At 72.2% G+C, this 15,684-nt stretch carries 16 protein-coding genes; 4 read left to right on the top strand and 12 right to left on the bottom strand.

Going from position 1 to position 15,684, the window contains the following annotated elements; genetic code table 11:
* Positions 1-2: 2 nt before the first annotated feature.
* Positions 3-1,295 carry a 3-oxoacyl-ACP reductase gene (locus tag ACFC1X_RS08595; RefSeq protein ID WP_376350006.1) on the top strand — a complete coding sequence of 431 codons (1,293 nt, stop codon included), beginning with the start codon at positions 3-5 and terminating at the stop codon, positions 1,293-1,295.
* A complete protein-coding gene (locus ACFC1X_RS08590; RefSeq protein ID WP_376350004.1) occupies positions 1,295-2,197 on the top strand; it encodes a MaoC family dehydratase in 903 nt (300 codons plus the stop codon). Before ACFC1X_RS08595 ends, ACFC1X_RS08590 begins: the two co-directional genes overlap by 1 nt.
* Here the strand turns inward: ACFC1X_RS08590 and ACFC1X_RS08585 are convergent.
* Positions 2,182-2,859: a TetR/AcrR family transcriptional regulator gene (locus tag ACFC1X_RS08585; protein WP_376350002.1), complete on the bottom strand. Its 678-nt coding sequence runs from the start codon at positions 2,857-2,859 to the stop codon at positions 2,182-2,184. The two genes, ACFC1X_RS08590 and ACFC1X_RS08585, sit on opposite strands and share 16 nt — an antisense overlap.
* 153 nt (positions 2,860-3,012) lie before the next feature.
* Here ACFC1X_RS08585 and ACFC1X_RS08580 point away from each other — a divergent pair, with 153 nt between their 5' ends.
* Entirely contained in the window at positions 3,013-3,828 is an 816-nt protein-coding gene (locus tag ACFC1X_RS08580) for a sulfite exporter TauE/SafE family protein (protein ID WP_376349999.1), read from the top strand.
* 53 nt (positions 3,829-3,881) lie between these two features.
* On the opposite strand, the gene ACFC1X_RS08575 is transcribed toward ACFC1X_RS08580, so the two are convergent.
* The 9 genes from ACFC1X_RS08575 to ACFC1X_RS08535 form a co-directional block, all read right to left on the bottom strand.
* Positions 3,882-5,204: a dicarboxylate/amino acid:cation symporter gene (locus tag ACFC1X_RS08575; RefSeq protein WP_376349997.1), complete on the bottom strand. Its 1,323-nt coding sequence runs from the start codon at positions 5,202-5,204 to the stop codon at positions 3,882-3,884.
* 72 nt (positions 5,205-5,276) lie between these two features.
* Positions 5,277-5,378, bottom strand: a complete 102-nt coding sequence (locus ACFC1X_RS08570) for a putative leader peptide (RefSeq protein ID WP_312023977.1) — start codon at positions 5,376-5,378, stop codon at positions 5,277-5,279.
* Between the two features lie 141 nt (positions 5,379-5,519).
* Positions 5,520-5,831 (bottom strand): DUF4229 domain-containing protein, encoded by a 312-nt coding sequence (locus ACFC1X_RS08565; RefSeq protein WP_122615617.1) that lies wholly within the window; start codon positions 5,829-5,831, stop codon positions 5,520-5,522.
* A gap of 83 nt (positions 5,832-5,914) precedes the next feature.
* The gene (locus ACFC1X_RS08560; RefSeq protein ID WP_161331362.1) at positions 5,915-6,439 is read right to left on the bottom strand and encodes a GNAT family N-acetyltransferase; all 525 of its coding nucleotides are present in this window, start codon (positions 6,437-6,439) and stop codon (positions 5,915-5,917) included.
* Between the two features lie 160 nt (positions 6,440-6,599).
* Positions 6,600-7,763 (bottom strand): aminofutalosine synthase MqnE, encoded by a 1,164-nt coding sequence (gene mqnE, locus ACFC1X_RS08555; protein ID WP_376349993.1) that lies wholly within the window; start codon positions 7,761-7,763, stop codon positions 6,600-6,602.
* Between the two features lie 60 nt (positions 7,764-7,823).
* Positions 7,824-8,279, bottom strand: a complete 456-nt coding sequence (locus ACFC1X_RS08550; protein ID WP_376349990.1) for an Lrp/AsnC family transcriptional regulator — start codon at positions 8,277-8,279, stop codon at positions 7,824-7,826.
* 68 nt (positions 8,280-8,347) lie between these two features.
* Positions 8,348-9,004 (bottom strand): UbiX family flavin prenyltransferase, encoded by a 657-nt coding sequence (locus ACFC1X_RS08545; RefSeq protein ID WP_376351007.1) that lies wholly within the window; start codon positions 9,002-9,004, stop codon positions 8,348-8,350.
* Between the two features lie 55 nt (positions 9,005-9,059).
* Positions 9,060-9,971, bottom strand: coding sequence for a menaquinone biosynthesis prenyltransferase MqnP (mqnP, locus tag ACFC1X_RS08540; RefSeq protein WP_376351005.1), 912 nt, complete (start codon positions 9,969-9,971; stop codon positions 9,060-9,062).
* Positions 9,972-9,982: 11 nt separating this feature from the next.
* Entirely contained in the window at positions 9,983-11,440 is a 1,458-nt protein-coding gene (locus ACFC1X_RS08535) for a menaquinone biosynthesis decarboxylase (protein WP_376349987.1), read from the bottom strand.
* Positions 11,441-11,528: 88 nt separating this feature from the next.
* Between ACFC1X_RS08535 and ACFC1X_RS08530 the strand changes: the two genes are divergently transcribed.
* The gene (locus tag ACFC1X_RS08530; RefSeq protein ID WP_376351002.1) at positions 11,529-11,906 is read left to right on the top strand and encodes a PLD nuclease N-terminal domain-containing protein; all 378 of its coding nucleotides are present in this window, start codon (positions 11,529-11,531) and stop codon (positions 11,904-11,906) included.
* Between the two features lie 18 nt (positions 11,907-11,924).
* On the opposite strand, the gene ACFC1X_RS08525 is transcribed toward ACFC1X_RS08530, so the two are convergent.
* Entirely contained in the window at positions 11,925-13,787 is a 1,863-nt protein-coding gene (locus ACFC1X_RS08525; protein ID WP_376349985.1) for a protein kinase, read from the bottom strand.
* A gap of 130 nt (positions 13,788-13,917) precedes the next feature.
* Positions 13,918-15,672: a LamG-like jellyroll fold domain-containing protein gene (locus ACFC1X_RS08520; RefSeq protein WP_376349982.1), complete on the bottom strand. Its 1,755-nt coding sequence runs from the start codon at positions 15,670-15,672 to the stop codon at positions 13,918-13,920.
* Positions 15,673-15,684 lie beyond the last annotated feature (12 nt).

Below are 15,684 nucleotides of genomic sequence, written 5' to 3'. Positions count from 1 at the left end.
ACATGGCCGACCGCTATCTCAGCTTCACCGGCACCGCGCCCGGCCGCTTCCTCACCCGGCGACTGGGGCTGCCGCGGCCCGCCGCGCTGGAACGCGGCGCGTTCTCCGGCGGCCTGCTGCACCTCACCGCCGGCAAGACCGACCTCGACCTCGCGCCCGTCCTCGCCCGCACCGGCCTCGGCCCGGACGGCACCGGCCGCCCCGCCGCCGTCGTCCTCGACGCCACCGGTGTCCGGGACGTCGACGCGCTCGCCGAGGTGCACGCCGCGCTGCACCCCGTCGTACGGTCCGTCGCGACGAGCGGACGGGTGGTGGTGCTCGGTACGCAGCCCGACCCGGCCGACCATCACCAGGCCGCCGTCCAGCAGGCGTTGGAGGGCTTCACCCGCTCGCTCGGCAAGGAGATCGGGCGGGGCAGGACGGTCAATCTGCTGCGGCTGACCGACGCGCACGCCGCCGAGTCCACCCTCCGCTTCCTCCTCTCCCCCGCCTCCGCCTACGTCAGCGGGCAAGTGGTCGAGGTGGGACCCGCCTCCGGGACCGCTGCCCCGGACGACTGGGAGCTGCCGCTGGCCGGACGCACCGCGCTGGTCACCGGCGCCGCCCGCGGCATCGGCGCCGCCGTCGCCGAGACACTGGCCGGACAGGGCGCCCAGGTCGTCGTCCTCGACGTCCCACAGGCCGAGGAGGAGGCACGCCGGGCCGCGGAACGCCTCGGCGGCACCGCCCTCGCGCTCGACATCACGGCCGGCGACGCGGGCGAGCGCATCGCCGCCGCCGTGCCCGGCGGGCTCGACGTCCTCGTCCACAACGCCGGGATCACCCGCGACCGGCGCCTGGCCAACATGCCCGCCGACCGCTGGAGTTCCGTCCTCGACGTCAACCTCGCGAGCGTCCTGCGCACCACGGACGCGCTGCTCGCCGCGGGCGCGGTCAACCGGGGCGGGCGGATCGTGGCGACGGCCTCCATCGCCGGGCTCGCGGGCAACGCGGGCCAGACCAACTACGGCGCGAGCAAGGCGGGGATCGTCGGCCTGGTCCGCTCACTGGCGCCGCGCGCGCTGGCCGGGCACGGGGTGACGGTGAACGCGGTGGCGCCGGGGTTCATCGAGACGCGGATGACCGCGGCCGTCCCGCTCTTCATCCGCGAGGCGGGCCGGCGCATGAACTCCCTCGCCCAGGGCGGCCTGCCGGCCGACGTCGCCGAGACCACCGCCTGGCTGGCCCACCCGGCCTCCGGCGCGGTCAACGGCCAGGTCGTCCGGGTCTGCGGCCAGAGCCTGCTGGGGGCGTGATGAGCACCGCGAACCCCACGACCAGCACCCTGACCGGGCCGCCCGCCCTCGCGCCGCTGCTCGCCCGCGGCGCCCTGCTGTCGCCCCTCAAGCGGCCCCGCCCGGACGCGGACTTCCCCCGCACCCGGCTGGTCCTGCCCGGCCTACGCGTGGACCTGGCGCGGCTGGCGGCGTACGAGCGGGTGTGCGGCTTTCCCACCGGGGCGGACGCGCTTCCGGTGACGTATCCGCACGTCCTGGGCTTCCCGCTGGCCATGCGCCTGATGAGCGGCCGGGACTTCCCGCTGCCCCTCCTCGGGCTCGTCCACACGTCGATCACCCTCACCCGGTACGCCGCCATGCCGACGACCGCCGCGTACGAACTCACCGCGTACGTCGAGGGCCTGGCACCGCACCGGCGCGGCACCGAGGCCACGGTGGCGACGGAGGTCCGGGCCGACGGGGAGGTGGTGTGGGAGTCACGCAGCACGTACCTGGCCCGGCACGGGGGTGCGGGGGCCTCCGGCCGGGAACCCGGGTCGCCGGCGCCGGCCGAGCCCGGCCGCGACAGCCCTCCGAACCCCGCGCCTCTCCCCACCCACCGCGAGTGGCGCCTCGCCGGTGACGTCGGACGGCGCTACGGTGCCGCCTCCGGGGACCGCAACCCCATCCACCTGCACCCCCTCACCGCCCGCCTCTTCGGCTTCCCCCGGGCCATCGCGCACGGCATGTGGACGGTGGCCCGCTGTCTCGCCGAGCACGGGACACCGGACGCGGCGGTGGTGCGGGCGGAGTTCCGGGCGCCGGTGCTGCTGCCGGGGACGGTGACGTACGGGGCCGAGGGGGGCCGGTTCGAGCTGCGCGGCGACTCGGGGCGACGGCTGCACCTGTCCGGCGAGGCCGGGCCCTACCCGGCGGCCTGAGCCAGCGGCTCCGGCCCGGTGTCCTCGGGCTCGGACCAGGGGCGGCCCGCCATCAGGTCGCCCAGCCCGGCCCAGGCGAAGTTCATCAGGGTCGCCGCCGCCTGCCTCGCGGTGACGCCCTCGGTGGCGCCCGCCCAGTCGGCGAGCGACTCGGCGGCGCCGACCAGCGCCTCGGCGAGCCCGGCGACCTCGCCCTCGGGCAGATGCGGATCGCGGTGCGCGTCCCGCGCCGCCGCCGCGATGAGCTGCGTCACGAACGCGACGATCTCCTCGCGCATCGCCGCCACCTCGGCCGCGAACCGCTCACCGTGGGTACGGGCGTGCAGGTGCAGCACCCGCCACGCGTCCGGGTACCGCGCAGTGTGGGTGAAGAACGCCCGCAGCCCCGACCACAGTTGCCCGTCGGCGGACAGCCCCGGACGCACGCCGGCCCGGACCGCCTCGGTGAGGGCCCGGGCCTCGCGCCGGATGCACGCGGTGAACAGGTCGTCCTTCGAGTTCAGGTACAGGTACACCAGCGGCTTGGAGACACCCGCCAGTTCGGCGATCTCGTCCATCGACGCCGCCATGTACCCGCGCTGTCCGAAGACGCGCACGGCGGCGTCCAGCATCTGCTGCTCACGCACCGCACGCGGCATCCGCTTGGTCTTCCCGGCACCCATGCGCATCAGCGTACGGTCCGCGCGGCGGTGATCAGGACGTCACCGCCTCGGCTTGGACGTCCCGACGAACCTTGGCCGGCCGCCCCGTGTCTTCTCTCGAAGGTGAGCCGCTGCCGTCGCAGGCGTGGGCGGCCACCAGCCAGAATCCCCGCCATGACCAGTGACCAGAACCTCGTCCCTCTCCGCTCGACGCACTCATCGCCCGTGGTGTTCGGCGCGGGCGCGGCCATCGGCGCCCTGGGCGGGATGATCGGTCTGGGCGGCGCGGAGTTCCGCCTGCCGCTGCTGATCGGCCTCTTCGGATTCGCCGCGCTCTCCGCCGTCATCCTGAACAAGGCGATGAGCCTGGTCGTGGTCCTGGTCGCGCTGCCCGCCCGGCTGATGGCCGTACCGGCCGCCGAAGTGGGCGCGCGCTGGCCCGTGGCGATCAACCTGCTGGCCGGCAGCCTCCTGGGAGCCTGGGCCGGGGCGAGCTGGGCGGTGCGCATGCGCAGCGCCACCCTCTACAAGGTGCTGGCGGCCCTGATGGTGCTCATGGCGGCGGCCCTGCTGGTCACGCACGCCACCACGCTGGACACGCTCTCGCTGCCGCTGTGGGCCCAGGTGCCCTGCGGGGTCGTGGCCGGGTTCGGCATCGGGGTGGTCGCGGCGATCATGGGGGTGGCCGGGGGCGAGCTGCTCATCCCGACGATCGTGCTGCTCTTCGGCGAGGACATCAAGACGGCCGGAAGCCTCTCCCTGCTGGTCTCGCTGCCGACGATGCTGGTCGCGTTCGCCCGTTACAGCCGTGACGGGAGCTTCGCGGTACTCGGGGCGAACCTCCGCTTCACCCTGGTCATGGCCGCCGGCTCGGTCGTCGGCGCCGTGCTGGGCGGGTTGCTCCTGGGCGTGTTCCCGGACCTGGTGCTCATCCCCTTGCTGGCCGTGATCCTGCTGGTCTCCGCCGTCAAGCTCGCACGGTACGACTGACGCCCCGCGCCGGGGTGCCGGCGCGGGGCGTCTTCTGTCGGATCAGCCAGTGATCAGGCGGGGGCGGGGACCGGCTCCGGTGCCTGCTTCTCGCGCTCCGGCTCGTCGATCGGCGAGGCATGCGCCTCGTCGTAGGCCTTGCGGTCGAGGATGCCCTCGCGGGCCGAGACGATGACCGGGACCAGCGCCTGGCCGGCGACGTTGGTCGCGGTGCGCATCATGTCCAGGATCGGGTCGATGGCGAGGAGCAGGCCGACGCCCTCCATGGGCAGGCCCAGGGTGGAGAGGGTCAGGGTCAGCATGACCGTGGCGCCGGTGAGGCCCGCCGTGGCAGCGGAGCCGACCACCGAGACGAAGGCGATCAGCAGGTAGTCGCCGATACCGAGCTGGATGTCGAAGATCTGCGCGACGAAGATCGCGGCGATCGCCGGGTAGATCGCGGCGCAGCCGTCCATCTTGGTCGTCGCGCCGAACGGCACCGCGAAGGACGCGTACTCCTTCGGCACGCCGAGGCGCTCGGTGACCTTCTGGGTCAGCGGCATGGTGCCGACCGAGGAGCGGGAGACGAAGGCCAGCTGGATCGCGGGCCAGGCGCCCTTGAAGAACTGGATCGGGTTGGCCTTGGCGACGGTGGCGAGCAGCGTCGGGTAGACCACGAACATCACGATGGCGCAGCCGACGTAGATGTCGGCGGTGAAGGTGGCGTACTTGCCGATCAGGTCCCAGCCGTAGGTGGCGATGGCGTTGCCGATGAGGCCGACGGTGCCGAGCGGGGCGAGGCGGATGACCCACCACAGGGCCTTCTGGAGGAGTTCGAGGATCGACTCGCTCAGGTTCAGGATCGGCTGGGCCTTCTCGCCGAGCTGGAGGGCGGCGATGCCGGCGACGGCGGCCATGAAGACGATCTGGAGGACGTTCAGTTCGGTGAACGGCGTGATGACGTCGGTCGGCACGATGCCGGTCAGGAAGTCGATCCAGGACCCGGTGCTCTCGGGCTTGGCGCCGTCGGCCGGGGTGAGGCCGGTGCCGGCGCCGGGGTTGGTGACCAGGCCGATGACGAGGCCGATGGCCACCGCGATCAGCGAGGTGATCATGAACCAGAGGAGGGTGCGGGACGCCAGGCGGGCCGCGTTGTTGACCTTCCGCAGGTTGGTGATCGACACCAGGATCGCGAAGAAGACGAGCGGTGCGACGGCCAGCTTCAGCAGGCCGATGAAGGTGTCACCGACCTTCTCCAGGGTGGTGACCAGCCAGGATATGTCCTGGCTTCTGGCCAGCCAGCCCAGCAGGACGCCGAGCACGAGGCCGGCGAGTATCTGGGCCCAGAAGGGCACCTTGAAGTACTTCGTGACTGAGGACGCTGAAGACACGGACATGCTCCGTAAGGGGACGGGACGCGGGGACGGACGCGCTGGACTGACGTGGAGAACGACGGATGGGGGAGAACGTCAGGGGCGACAGTTCGCGGACGCGCACCGACAGAGGTCCACGTGCAGGCGCGCCACGAGCCCGAGGCTCGGCGGTGTGGCGGGCGCGGCTGCTTGCTTCATGCACACGACTTTAACACCCATGCTTTGGGACACTCAAAGCCTCTCTTTGAGAGGCTGGAGTCCACTATCGCCCGCAAAACGCAAAGCGCCCCGGTTTCCTGTGAATTAGGAAACCGGGGCGTGCACGTGGTGTGACGGACGTTACGAGGTCTGCTCCCGCGTCCGCGCCTGCGCCCGTGCGGAGTCGTCGGCGAGGTCCTCCTGGCCGCGGTTGGCCTCCAGGTTGGCCTTCATGCGGTCCACCCGGCCGACGACCTGTACGGAGGCCCGGTCCCGCTCCTTGCGCAGCGCGACGTAGCTGATGGGGGCGGAGATCAACAGGGCGAGCAGGATGACCCACATGCCGTTGGAGTCACCGAGGCCGCGCGGGAGCGCGCCGGCGTAGACGAGGCCCCAGACGACCACGAGGCAGGCCACGAAGATCCCGAGCCGCATCAGCGTGTACCGGAGCATCTCAATCCACTCTTCCGTTTCTGGCACAAAGAGGCACTGCCCAGTGAAGCATGCCGGGGCGTGGGCCCCGCAGGGGGGTGGAGTCAGGCCAGCGGCAGGAGGAGGAAGATGTCGTCGCGGTCGTCGCCCGGGGCCACCCGGATCGCGCCGGGCACCCGGCCGACCTCCTTGTAGCCGCAGGACTCGTAGAACCGCTCCAGGCCGAGGCCGCCGCGGCAGGTGAGGCGTATCGCCTCGATGCCGTCGACGGTGCGGGCCGCGTCCGCGGCGGCGGTCATCAGGTCCCGGCCGTAGCCCCGGCCCTGGTGGCGCGGGTGGACCATCACCGTGTAGAGCCACAGCCAGTGGCCCATCAGCCGGTGCGTGTTCAGGGCGAGGAACGCGGTGGCGGCCACCTGCCCCTCCGCGTCGTGCCCGACGAGGAGGCGGGTGCGGCCCTCGGCCATGCCGGTCAGGTGTTTGAGCAGTTCGGGACGGATGTCCTCCCGCGTCACGGGCGGCACGAAGCCCACGGAGCCGCCGGCGTTGGTGACGTCGGTCCACAGGTCGAGTACGCCGTCGCGGAGGTCGGGGGTGACGGGCGGATCGAAGGCGAAGGTAAGGGACACGGGGTCATGGTAGCCATTACCGGCAGCTGCGGGTTGAGTGTGGTTGCTCGCGCAGTTCCCCGCGCCCCTTTACAGGGGCGCCCAGTGCACGTCCCTCTAGGGGCGCGGGGAACTGCGCGACCAGCCCCCACTCACCCGCAGCCGAAGAACAACCGGAAACTCACACCCGCATCGGCTGCGGCGACTCCCGACGTGCCGCGTCGGGCCCCTCGTACTCCCGGAGGACTTCGTAACGCGTGTTGCGCTCGACCGGCCGGAACCCCGCATCGCGGATCAGGTCGAGCAGATCCTCCCGCGTCAGTTTGTTCGGCGTGCCGAAGTCGTCCGCGTCGTGGGTGATCTTGTACTCGACCACCGAGCCGTCCATGTCGTCCGCACCGTGCTGGAGCGCCAGCTGGGCCGTCTGGACGCCGTGCATGACCCAGAAGACCTTGACGTGCGGGACGTTGTCGAAGAGGAGACGGGAGACCGCGAAGGTCTTCAGGGCCTCCGCGCCGGTCGCCATCTGCGTGCGCGCCTGGAGCCGGTTGCGGACCTTGCCGTCCTTCATGTCGACGAAGTCGTGCTGGTAGCGCAGCGGGATGAAGACCTGGAAGCCGCCGGTCTCGTCCTGGAGTTCGCGCAGGCGCAGCACGTGGTCCACGCGGTGGCGCGGTTCCTCGATGTGGCCGTAGAGCATGGTGCACGGGGTCTTCAGACCCTTCTCGTGCGCCAGGCGGTGGATGCGCGACCAGTCCTCCCAGTGGGTGCGGTGGTCGACGATGTGCTGCCGCACCTCCCAGTCGAAGATCTCGGCGCCGCCGCCGGTCAGGGACTCCAGACCGGCGTCGATCAGCTCGTCGAGGATGTCGGAGGCGGACATCCCGGAGATGGTCTCGAAGTGATGGATCTCGGTGGCGGTGAACGCCTTGAGCGAGACGTCCGGCAGCGCGGCCTTCAACTCCCGCAGCGAGCGCGGGTAGTAGCGCCACGGCAGGTTCGGGTGCAGGCCGTTGACGATGTGCAGCTCGGTGAGGTTGTCGCCCTCCATCGCCTTGGCGAGCTTCACCGCCTCCTCGATGCGCATCGTGTACGCGTCCTTCTCCCCCGGCTTGCGCTGGAAGGAGCAGTACGCGCAGGAGGCGGTGCACACGTTGGTCATGTTGAGGTGGCGGTTGACGTTGAAGTGGACGACGTCGCCGTTCTTCCGCGTCCGCACCTCGTGCGCGAGGCCGCCGAGCCAGGCGAGATCGTCCGACTCGTACAGCGCGATGCCGTCCTCGCGGGTCAGCCGCTCCCCGGAGCGGACCTTCTGCTCCAGCTCCCGCTTGAGCCCGGCGTCCATGCGATACCTCTTTCTGAGACAGACTCGTAAACCGTACGCCCCTGGTGCCGGGCCTCGGTGTCAGACCTCGTCCGGCAGCTCGCCCACCCGGTTCTCCCACTTCGTGGAGAGCACGATGGTGGTGCGGGTGCGGGAGACGCCCTTGGTGCCCGAGAGCCGGCGGATGATGCTCTCCAGGCCGTCCACGTCGGTGGCCCGCACCTTGAGCATGTAGGAGTCGTCGCCGGCGATGAACCAGCAGTCCTCGATCTCGCTCAGGTCCTTCAGCCGCTGCGCCACGTCCTCGTGGTCGGCGGCGTCGGAGAGCGAGATGCCGATCAGGGCGATGACGCCGAGACCGAGCGAGGCGGAGTCCACGGTCGCCCGGTAGCCGGTGATGACGCCGGCCGCCTCCAGCCGGTTGATGCGGTCGGTGACGCTGGGTCCCGACAGTCCGACGAGGCGCCCCAGCTCCGCGTAGGAGGCCCGGCCGTTCTCCCTCAGGGCCTGGATGAGCTGCCTGTCCACCGCGTCCATGCGATCGAAGCCTTCCACTGAAGAGTTCTGAAGATGTGGGTAACCAACGTGTGGGGGGGAGCTGGTGCTCAGGTGGTGGGGCGGGCCCCACCGAGGTCGCCGCGCCAGCGGCGGTAGAGATCGTGTCCGACCCCGGCCGCGTCCAGGACGCGTCCGGCGACGAAGTCCACGAGGTCCTGGATGTGCGTCGCCCCGGCGTAGAAGGCGGGGGACGCGGGCACCACGGCCGCTCCCGCGTCGTCCAGGGTCACCAGGTGGCGCAGGGTCCGGCCGTCCAGCGGGGTCTCGCGTACGGCCACGACCAGCTTGCGCCCCTCCTTCAGGGTCACGCTCGCCGACCGCTGGAGCAGGTCCTTCGACAGCCCCAGCGCGACCCCGGCCACGCACGCCGTCGACGCGGGCACGATCAGCATGCCCTTCGTCCGGTACGACCCCGAGGACGGCCCGGCCGCGAGGTCGCCGGCGCTCCAGTGCCGCACCCGGTCGTCGCCCAGGTCGACGTCGAAGGCGCCGGGCTTGCCGTCGGCTCCGCGGGCCAGCCATTCGCGCAGGTCGTGCCGCCAGTGGGCGTCGCGGAAGGAGATGCCGGTCTCGTCGAGCAGGGTGAGCCGCGAGGCCCGGCTGACCACCAGGTCGACGCTCTCGCCGGCGGCGAGCAGCGCGCGCAGCACGGCGGCGGCGTAGGGGGTACCGGATGCTCCGGAGACCCCCACGATCCAAGGCACGCGCTGCGTCTGTCCTGGGTTCATGATGTCGAGCCTAGTCGCAGGCTCGTGGTCTTCAGACCGTGAGGCCCCGCACCAGCAGATCCAGCAGCGCGCACACGAACAGGGCGATGCCGATGAAGCCGTTGACGCTGAAGAACGCCCTGTTGAGGCGGGTCAGGTCGGTGGGCCGGACGATGGTGTGCTCGTAGACGAAGGCGCCCGCGACGATCAGCAGGCCGAGCCAGAAGAGAACACCGGCGTCGGTGGCGAGGGCGTACCAGACGAACAGCGCGGTGGTCACCGCGTGGCAGGCGCGGGCGCCCCAGACGGCCGCCGGGACGCCGAAGCGGGCCGGGACCGACTTCACGCCGACCTCGCGGTCCGTCTCCACGTCCTGGCAGGCGTAGATCAGGTCGAAGCCGCCGATCCAGATGCCGACCGCGAGGCCGAGGATCACCGCGTCCCAGGACCAGCTGCCGGTGATGGCGAGCCAGCCGCCGATCGGCCCCATCGCCTGGGCGAGGCCGAGGATGGCCTGCGGGAAGTTCGTGAACCGCTTGCCGTACGGGTAGACCACCATCGGGATCACCGCGAGGGGGGCGAGCGCGAGGCAGAGCGGGTTGAGCAGGGCCGCCGCGCCCAGGAAGACGACCAGGGCGATCAGCGCGCCGGTCCACGCGTGCCGGACCGACATCGCGCCGGTGACCAGTTCGCGGTGGGCGGTGCGCGGGTTGCGGGCGTCGATCTCGCGGTCGATGATCCGGTTGACCGCCATCGCGAAGGTGCGCAGGCCGACCATGGCGACGGTGACCAGGAGCAGCCGGCCCCAGTGGATGTTCTCGTCCCACTCGTACATCGCGGTCAGGGCGGCGATGTAGGCGAAGGGCAGCGCGAACACCGAATGTTCGATCATTACCAGCCGCAGAAACGCCGGAACACCCCCGCGTTTGCGGGGAGCATGGTTCGCGCTGCCCTCGCCAAGGATGGCTTCGCCGCTCACAGCCCGTACTCCTTCCAGCGGCGCGTCACCCGATCGTGTGTCTCCGGGTCGGACAGCACCATGTCCGGCCAGCCCCCGTCGCGCGTGTAGCCCTCCTCGGGCAGCTTCTTCGTCGCGTCGATGCCCGCCTTGCCGCCCCAGAACTGCTGGTAGGAGGCGTGGTCGAGGTGGTCGACCGGGCCTTCCACGACGGTCAGGTCGCGCCCGTAGTCGGTGTTGCCGAGCGCGCGCCAGGCGACCTCGTGCAGGTCGTGGACGTCGCAGTCGGAGTCCACGACCACGATCAGCTTGGTCAGGGACATCATGTGGGCGCCCCAGATGGCGTGCATGACCTTCTGGGCGTGCTTGGGGTACTTCTTGTCGATCGAGACGATCGCGCAGTTGTGGAAGCCGCCGGCCTCGGGGAGGTGGTAGTCCACGATGTCCGGGACGATGATCTTGAGGAGCGGGAGGAAGAAGCGCTCCGTCGCCCGTCCCAGCGGGCCGTCCTCCGTCGGCGGGCGGCCGACCACGATCGACTGGAGGAGCGGACGCTTCCGCATCGTCACGCAGTCGATCTTCAGGGCGGGGAAGGGCTCCTGCGGGGTGTAGAAGCCGGTGTGGTCGCCGAAGGGGCCCTCGGGGAGCATCTCGCCGGGCTCCAGCCAGCCCTCGATGACGACCTCGGCCTGGGCGGGGACCTGGAGCGGGACCGTCTTGCAGTCGACCATCTCGACCCGCTTGCCCTGCAGGAACCCGGCGAACAGGTACTCGTCGATGTCGCCGGGGAGCGGGGCGGTGGAGGCGTAGGTCACGGCGGGCGGGCAGCCGAAGGCGATGGCGACCGGCAGGCGCTCGCCGCGCCGGGCGGCCACCTGGTAGTGGTTCCGGCTGTCCTTGTGGATCTGCCAGTGCATGCCGATGGTGCGCTTGTCGTGGCGCTGGAGCCGGTACAGGCCCAGGTTCCGGACGCCCGTCTCCGGGTCCTTGGTGTGGGTGAGGCCCAGGTTGAAGAAGGAGCCGCCGTCGTCCGGCCAGGTGAAGAGCGCGGGGAGCCGGTCGAGGTCGACGTCGTCGCCGGTGAGGACGGTCTCCTGGACGGGCGCGCTGCCCGGCTTCACCTTCTTCGGCGGCACGTGCGTCATCGTGCCCAGCTTCCCGAACGCCTCGCGCATCCCGACGAAGCCCTGCGGCAGCTCGGGACGGAGCAGGCCGCCGATCTTGTCGGAGATGTCGGAGTACGACTTGAGCCCGAGGGCCTTGAGCAGGCGGCGGTCGGTGCCGAAGACGTTCATCGCGAGGGGCATGTCGGAGCCCTTCACGTTCTCGAAGAGGAGGGCGGGGCCGCCGGCCTTGTTCACCCGGTCGACGATCTCCCCGACTTCCAGGTACGGGTCCACCTCGGCCTTGATGCGCTTGAGGTCACCCTCGCGCTCCAGCGCCCTGAGCAGGGAGCGAAGATCGTCGTAAGCCATGCCGTCCAGTATCCCCGAGCCGCTACCCTGGCCCTGTACCTGGGGGCCCGTGACGCGTCCCCACCCCCCGCTTCCGCTGGAGACGCCCATGCTCCGGGTGCTGATGTTCCTCGTGCCACTGGCCCTGAGCGTCTACGCGTTCATCGACTGCATCAGCACCAAGGACGCCGACATCCGCCACATGCCCAAGCCGCTGTGGGCGATCCTCGTGCTGGTGTTCCCGCTGGTCGGGTCCATCTCCTGGATCATCGCCGGCAAGAAGCGGCAGCCGGCGGGTGCGTCGCCCCGGCAGGGCGGCGGCCGGCGGCAGTGGGTCGCGCCGGACGACAACCCCGACTTCCTGAAGTCCCTGGGGAAGGACGACCAGAAGGACCTGGACCCGGACGGGGACGCGGACGGGAACGGCGGCGAGGACCGGGACGCCGACAAGGACGACCGGCCGGACGGCGAGCGCGGCGGGAAGTGACCCGTCACGCCCCGCGCCTCACCCCCGGGTCCAGCGCTGGAGCGCCGAGCCGTCGCACGTCTGCATCATGATCGTGCCGCTCACCGTCGACTCCTCCATGCACTTGCCGGTGTTGGTGGCGACGACGGAGTCGCCCGAACCGAGGCGCCACTCCTGACCGCTCTGTGAGCTGCAGCCACCGCTGTGGAGCGCGCCGTAGCTGCTCAGGCAGTTGCCGGACGCCCGGTGGACGATCCGGTAGGTGCCGGAGGACGTGCCGCGCAGGTCCCAGACGGCGGCGTCGGCGGTGCAGGAGCCGGGGCGGACGCCGCCCTGCGACGCGGTGACGCAGTGCCCGGTCGATCCGTTGCGCAGGACGGTGCCGCCCGTCGACGGGGCGTCGGTCCCGGTGTCGTCGCCGGAGGAGGAACCGCCGCCCCCGCCCCCGCCGGCGCCGCTGCCGCTGTTGCCCTCGCCGTCGGCGTCGCCGCCCGAGCCGGTGCCCGAGCCGCCGTCGCCCTTCGGGCCGGTGTTGCCGTTGCCCGCGCCGGGGCCCGCCCCGGGTGCGGTCGCCGACTCCTTCGCGCCGGGCTCCGGCTTCTTCGAGGAGGACGCGGCGGTGGACGGCGACGGCTTCGCGGAGCCTTCGGCGGCGGTCCCCGACGGGGACGCGGGGGCGGAGGCCGTGACGGACGAGGAGGGGCCCTTCGGCCCCGCGGCGTCGCTGGAGTCGGTGACGTAGGGCAGGAGTTGGAAGGCGAGGGTGCCGCCCGCCACGACGACCACGACGGGGACGAACACGGGCAGGATGCGGCGGCGGCGCTCCTTGCGGGGCGGCTCGGGCTTGCGTGCCGCGTTCTCCGGTTCCGCGTCGGGTTCCGCCTTCTTAGGCTCTGTCTTCGATTCCGCCGCCGGTCCGTGTTCCGGCCTCAGCTCCGGTTCCGTCGCGGGCAGTGCCAGGTCGGCCGGTTCCGGGGTGCGGGCCGCGAAGGCGGCGCGCTCGGCCAGCCGCTCGGTGATGACCGCGGGCCACAGCGGTGCCGCCGACGGGGCGTGGGGCGCGGCGCGTTCGACCAGCTCGGCGGCGGTCGGCCGGCCCTCGTGGTCCTTGTCGAGGCAGGCCGCGACGACACCGGCGAGTTCGGGGTCCAGCTCGCGCAGCGGCTGGAGGTCGGGCTCCTCGTGCACGATGCGGTAGAGCACGGCGTGCCCGGACTCGTCACCGAAGGGCGGTCGGCCCGACGCCGCGTACGCGATCACCGAGCCCAGCGCGAACACGTCCACGACGCCGCTCGACGCCCTTTTCCCGGAGGCCTGTTCGGGCGACATGTAGGCGGGCGTGCCCACCACCATGCCGGTCCTGGTCAACTGGCTCTGGTCGGCGGCCCTGGCCACGCCGAAGTCGATGAGGGTGAGGCCGTCGAGGGTGAGCATCGCGTTGGACGGCTTGAGGTCGCGGTGGACCATGTCCAGGGCGTGCACCGCCGCCAGTCCGGTGGCGGCCTCCCTGAGCAGGAGCCACAGCGCCGCCGGGGGCAGCGGCCCGTGCAGGTCGACGGCCTCGCGCAGGGTGATGCCGGGCACGTAGGCGGTGGCGAACCACGGCGGCCGGGCGTCCCGGTCACCCGCGAGCAGCGGCGCGGTGGCCCCGGCGGGCAGCCGGGCGAGGTTGTCCAGTTCGTGCCCGAAGCGGCGCAGGAAGTCCTTGTCCTCACCGGCGACCGAGGTCAGGACCTGCTTGACGGCCGCGTACCGGCCCTCGTGGACGCCCAGGTAGACGCGGCCCATGCCGCCCGCCCCGAGCCGCCCCAGCAGCGGGACCGGTCCGATCCGGCGCGGGTCGTCGTCCTCCAACGGCTCGGCGCCACTGCCCGTGAGGCCGACTCCGGCTTCCCCGCTCAACTCTCCCCCGTTCACCGGCTGCCGCGCGCTCCCGTGCGGGACCTCTCGGCCACTGATTGAGAGCTACATCTTTAGCACGGCACGCCCAACTGGCGCCTCGCGGAACGATGGTGAGTACGCATCAGTCCTGTCACACGAGTTGGCCGACCTCGGCCGGGGGCAGCGCCCGGTCGAAGGCGCGTACGTCCCGGACGGCGCCGGGGAAGAAGTCGGCGGCCGTTCCGTCGTAGGAGGCCCGGCCGATCATGAAGGCACCGGTGGCGGGGGCCGCGCCGGTGTCGTCGATCTCCGCCTCCTGGACGCCGTTGACGTAGAGGCGGAGCTTGCGGGTCCGGCCGTCGCAGACTCCGGTCAGGTGGGTCCAGACGCCGGCGGCCGGTGCGGTGCGGCCGACGGCGCGCAGGCCGGGACGGGAGAAGGCCCAGCCGCCGTCCTCGCTGGCGTACTGGAGGTAGAAGCCGCTGGCGGTGTCGCTGTCCTGGCTGACGGCGGTGGCGAAGGTGCCCGGTACGGCGGTCAGGCTGACCCAGGCCGCGACGGTGAAGCTCCGGCCCTCGCCGGTCTCCAGGACCGGCCCGTCGGTGACGATCTGGCTGCCGTTCCCGTCGAAGGCGGCCCCGCCCCCGTCGGCCTGCCACGTGACGCCGGTCGCGGTGCCGTCGTGTCCGCCCGCCGTGTCCCGCGCGATCCCGCCGTCGGCCTCGTCGAGGGGCCAGCGCCCGACCGGGCCCGGGGGCAGCGGGGTGGCGGTAGAGGGCGAGGGGGTGGGCTCGGGCGCGGGGGCGTCCGAGGCGGCGGGGCGGTTGAGCCAGAACCCGGTGCCCACGCCGAGCGCGGCGACCGCGCCCGCGCCGGAGAGCAGGAAGGCCCGCCGGCTGCGGCGGCCACCGCCACCGGCCGCCGTGGGGCGCGCGCCCGCCGGTGCGGGCGGCGGCGGAGGCGTGGTGTCGACGCGGGTGTGCGGGTGCGCCACCGGCATCCCGGGAGGCGGGACGACCATGGTGGGTACCGCGTCCGCGCGGGTCGGACGGGCCGCCGGCGTCCACTGGTGGGCGTGCGGCAGAGCCGTCGCGCTCTCGCCGCCCAGCGGGCCGATCCGGGCGAGGATCTCGCGCGGGCTGGGACGGCGGGCCGGGTCCTTGGCGAGGCAGTCGGCGATCAGGGCGCGCAGGGCCGGGTCGGTCACCGCGTCCACGTCGGGGGCGTTGTGCACCACGCGGTAGAGCAGCGCGGGGGTGGGGCCGCCGCCGAAGGGGTTGGCGCCGGTCGCCGCGAAGGCCAGCACCGCGCCCAGGCAGAACACGTCGCTGGCCCAGGTGACCTCGTCCCCGCTGACCTGCTCGGGGGACATGAACCCCGGGGAGCCCGCCATGTGCCCGGTGCCGGTGATGGAGTCGGCGTCGACGCTGCGGACGATGCCGAAGTCGATGACGCGCGGCCCGTCCTCGGCGAGGAGGACGTTGGAGGGCTTGAGGTCGCGGTGGACGAGGTGCGCCGCGTGGATCGACACCAGGGCCTCGGCCAGCCCGGCCGCCAGCGCGAGCACCGCCCGCGGGTCGAAGGGCCCCTGCTCGGCGACCGCGCGCTCCAGTGACGGCCCGGCGATGTAGCTGGTGACCAGCCAGGGCAGCGGCGCGTCCGGGTCGGCGTCGACGACCGGCGCGGTGAAGGCGCCGCTGACCATCCGGGCGGCCTGGACCTCGCGGCGGAAGCGGTCGCGGAACTCGGGCCTGCGCAGCAGCTCGGCGTGCACCACCTTGACCGCGACCAGCCGTCCGCCCGGAGAACGCCCGAGGAAGACCCGGCCCATGCCGCCCACACCCAGCCGGCTCAGCAACCGGTACTCCCCGACGGAGCGCGGGTCGTCCGGCTCCAGCGCTGACACAGATGCCTCCCG

The sequence above is a fragment of the Streptomyces sp. NPDC056128 genome (assembly GCF_042263835.1).
Classification (GTDB): domain Bacteria; phylum Actinomycetota; class Actinomycetes; order Streptomycetales; family Streptomycetaceae; genus Streptomyces.
The sequence above is the reverse complement of the archived record's forward strand: the minus strand, read 5'-3'. Positions and strand labels throughout refer to the sequence as shown.

Excerpts from the sequence above, each read along its gene's own strand:
- ACFC1X_RS08595 (WP_376350006.1), top strand. The coding sequence starts at position 3 with ATGGCCGACCGCTATCTCAGCTTCACCGGCACCGCGCCCGGCCGCTTC.
- ACFC1X_RS08590 (WP_376350004.1), top strand. The coding sequence starts at position 1,295 with ATGAGCACCGCGAACCCCACGACCAGCACCCTGACCGGGCCGCCCGCC.
- ACFC1X_RS08585 (WP_376350002.1), bottom strand. The coding sequence starts at position 2,859 with ATGGGTGCCGGGAAGACCAAGCGGATGCCGCGTGCGGTGCGTGAGCAG.
- ACFC1X_RS08580 (WP_376349999.1), top strand. The coding sequence starts at position 3,013 with ATGACCAGTGACCAGAACCTCGTCCCTCTCCGCTCGACGCACTCATCG.
- ACFC1X_RS08575 (WP_376349997.1), bottom strand. The coding sequence starts at position 5,204 with ATGTCCGTGTCTTCAGCGTCCTCAGTCACGAAGTACTTCAAGGTGCCC.
- ACFC1X_RS08570 (WP_312023977.1), bottom strand. The coding sequence starts at position 5,378 with ATGAAGCAAGCAGCCGCGCCCGCCACACCGCCGAGCCTCGGGCTCGTG.
- ACFC1X_RS08565 (WP_122615617.1), bottom strand. The coding sequence starts at position 5,831 with ATGCTCCGGTACACGCTGATGCGGCTCGGGATCTTCGTGGCCTGCCTC.
- mqnE (WP_376349993.1), bottom strand. The coding sequence starts at position 7,763 with ATGGACGCCGGGCTCAAGCGGGAGCTGGAGCAGAAGGTCCGCTCCGGG.
- ACFC1X_RS08550 (WP_376349990.1), bottom strand. The coding sequence starts at position 8,279 with ATGGACGCGGTGGACAGGCAGCTCATCCAGGCCCTGAGGGAGAACGGC.
- ACFC1X_RS08535 (WP_376349987.1), bottom strand. The coding sequence starts at position 11,440 with ATGGCTTACGACGATCTTCGCTCCCTGCTCAGGGCGCTGGAGCGCGAG.
- ACFC1X_RS08530 (WP_376351002.1), top strand. The coding sequence starts at position 11,529 with ATGCTCCGGGTGCTGATGTTCCTCGTGCCACTGGCCCTGAGCGTCTAC.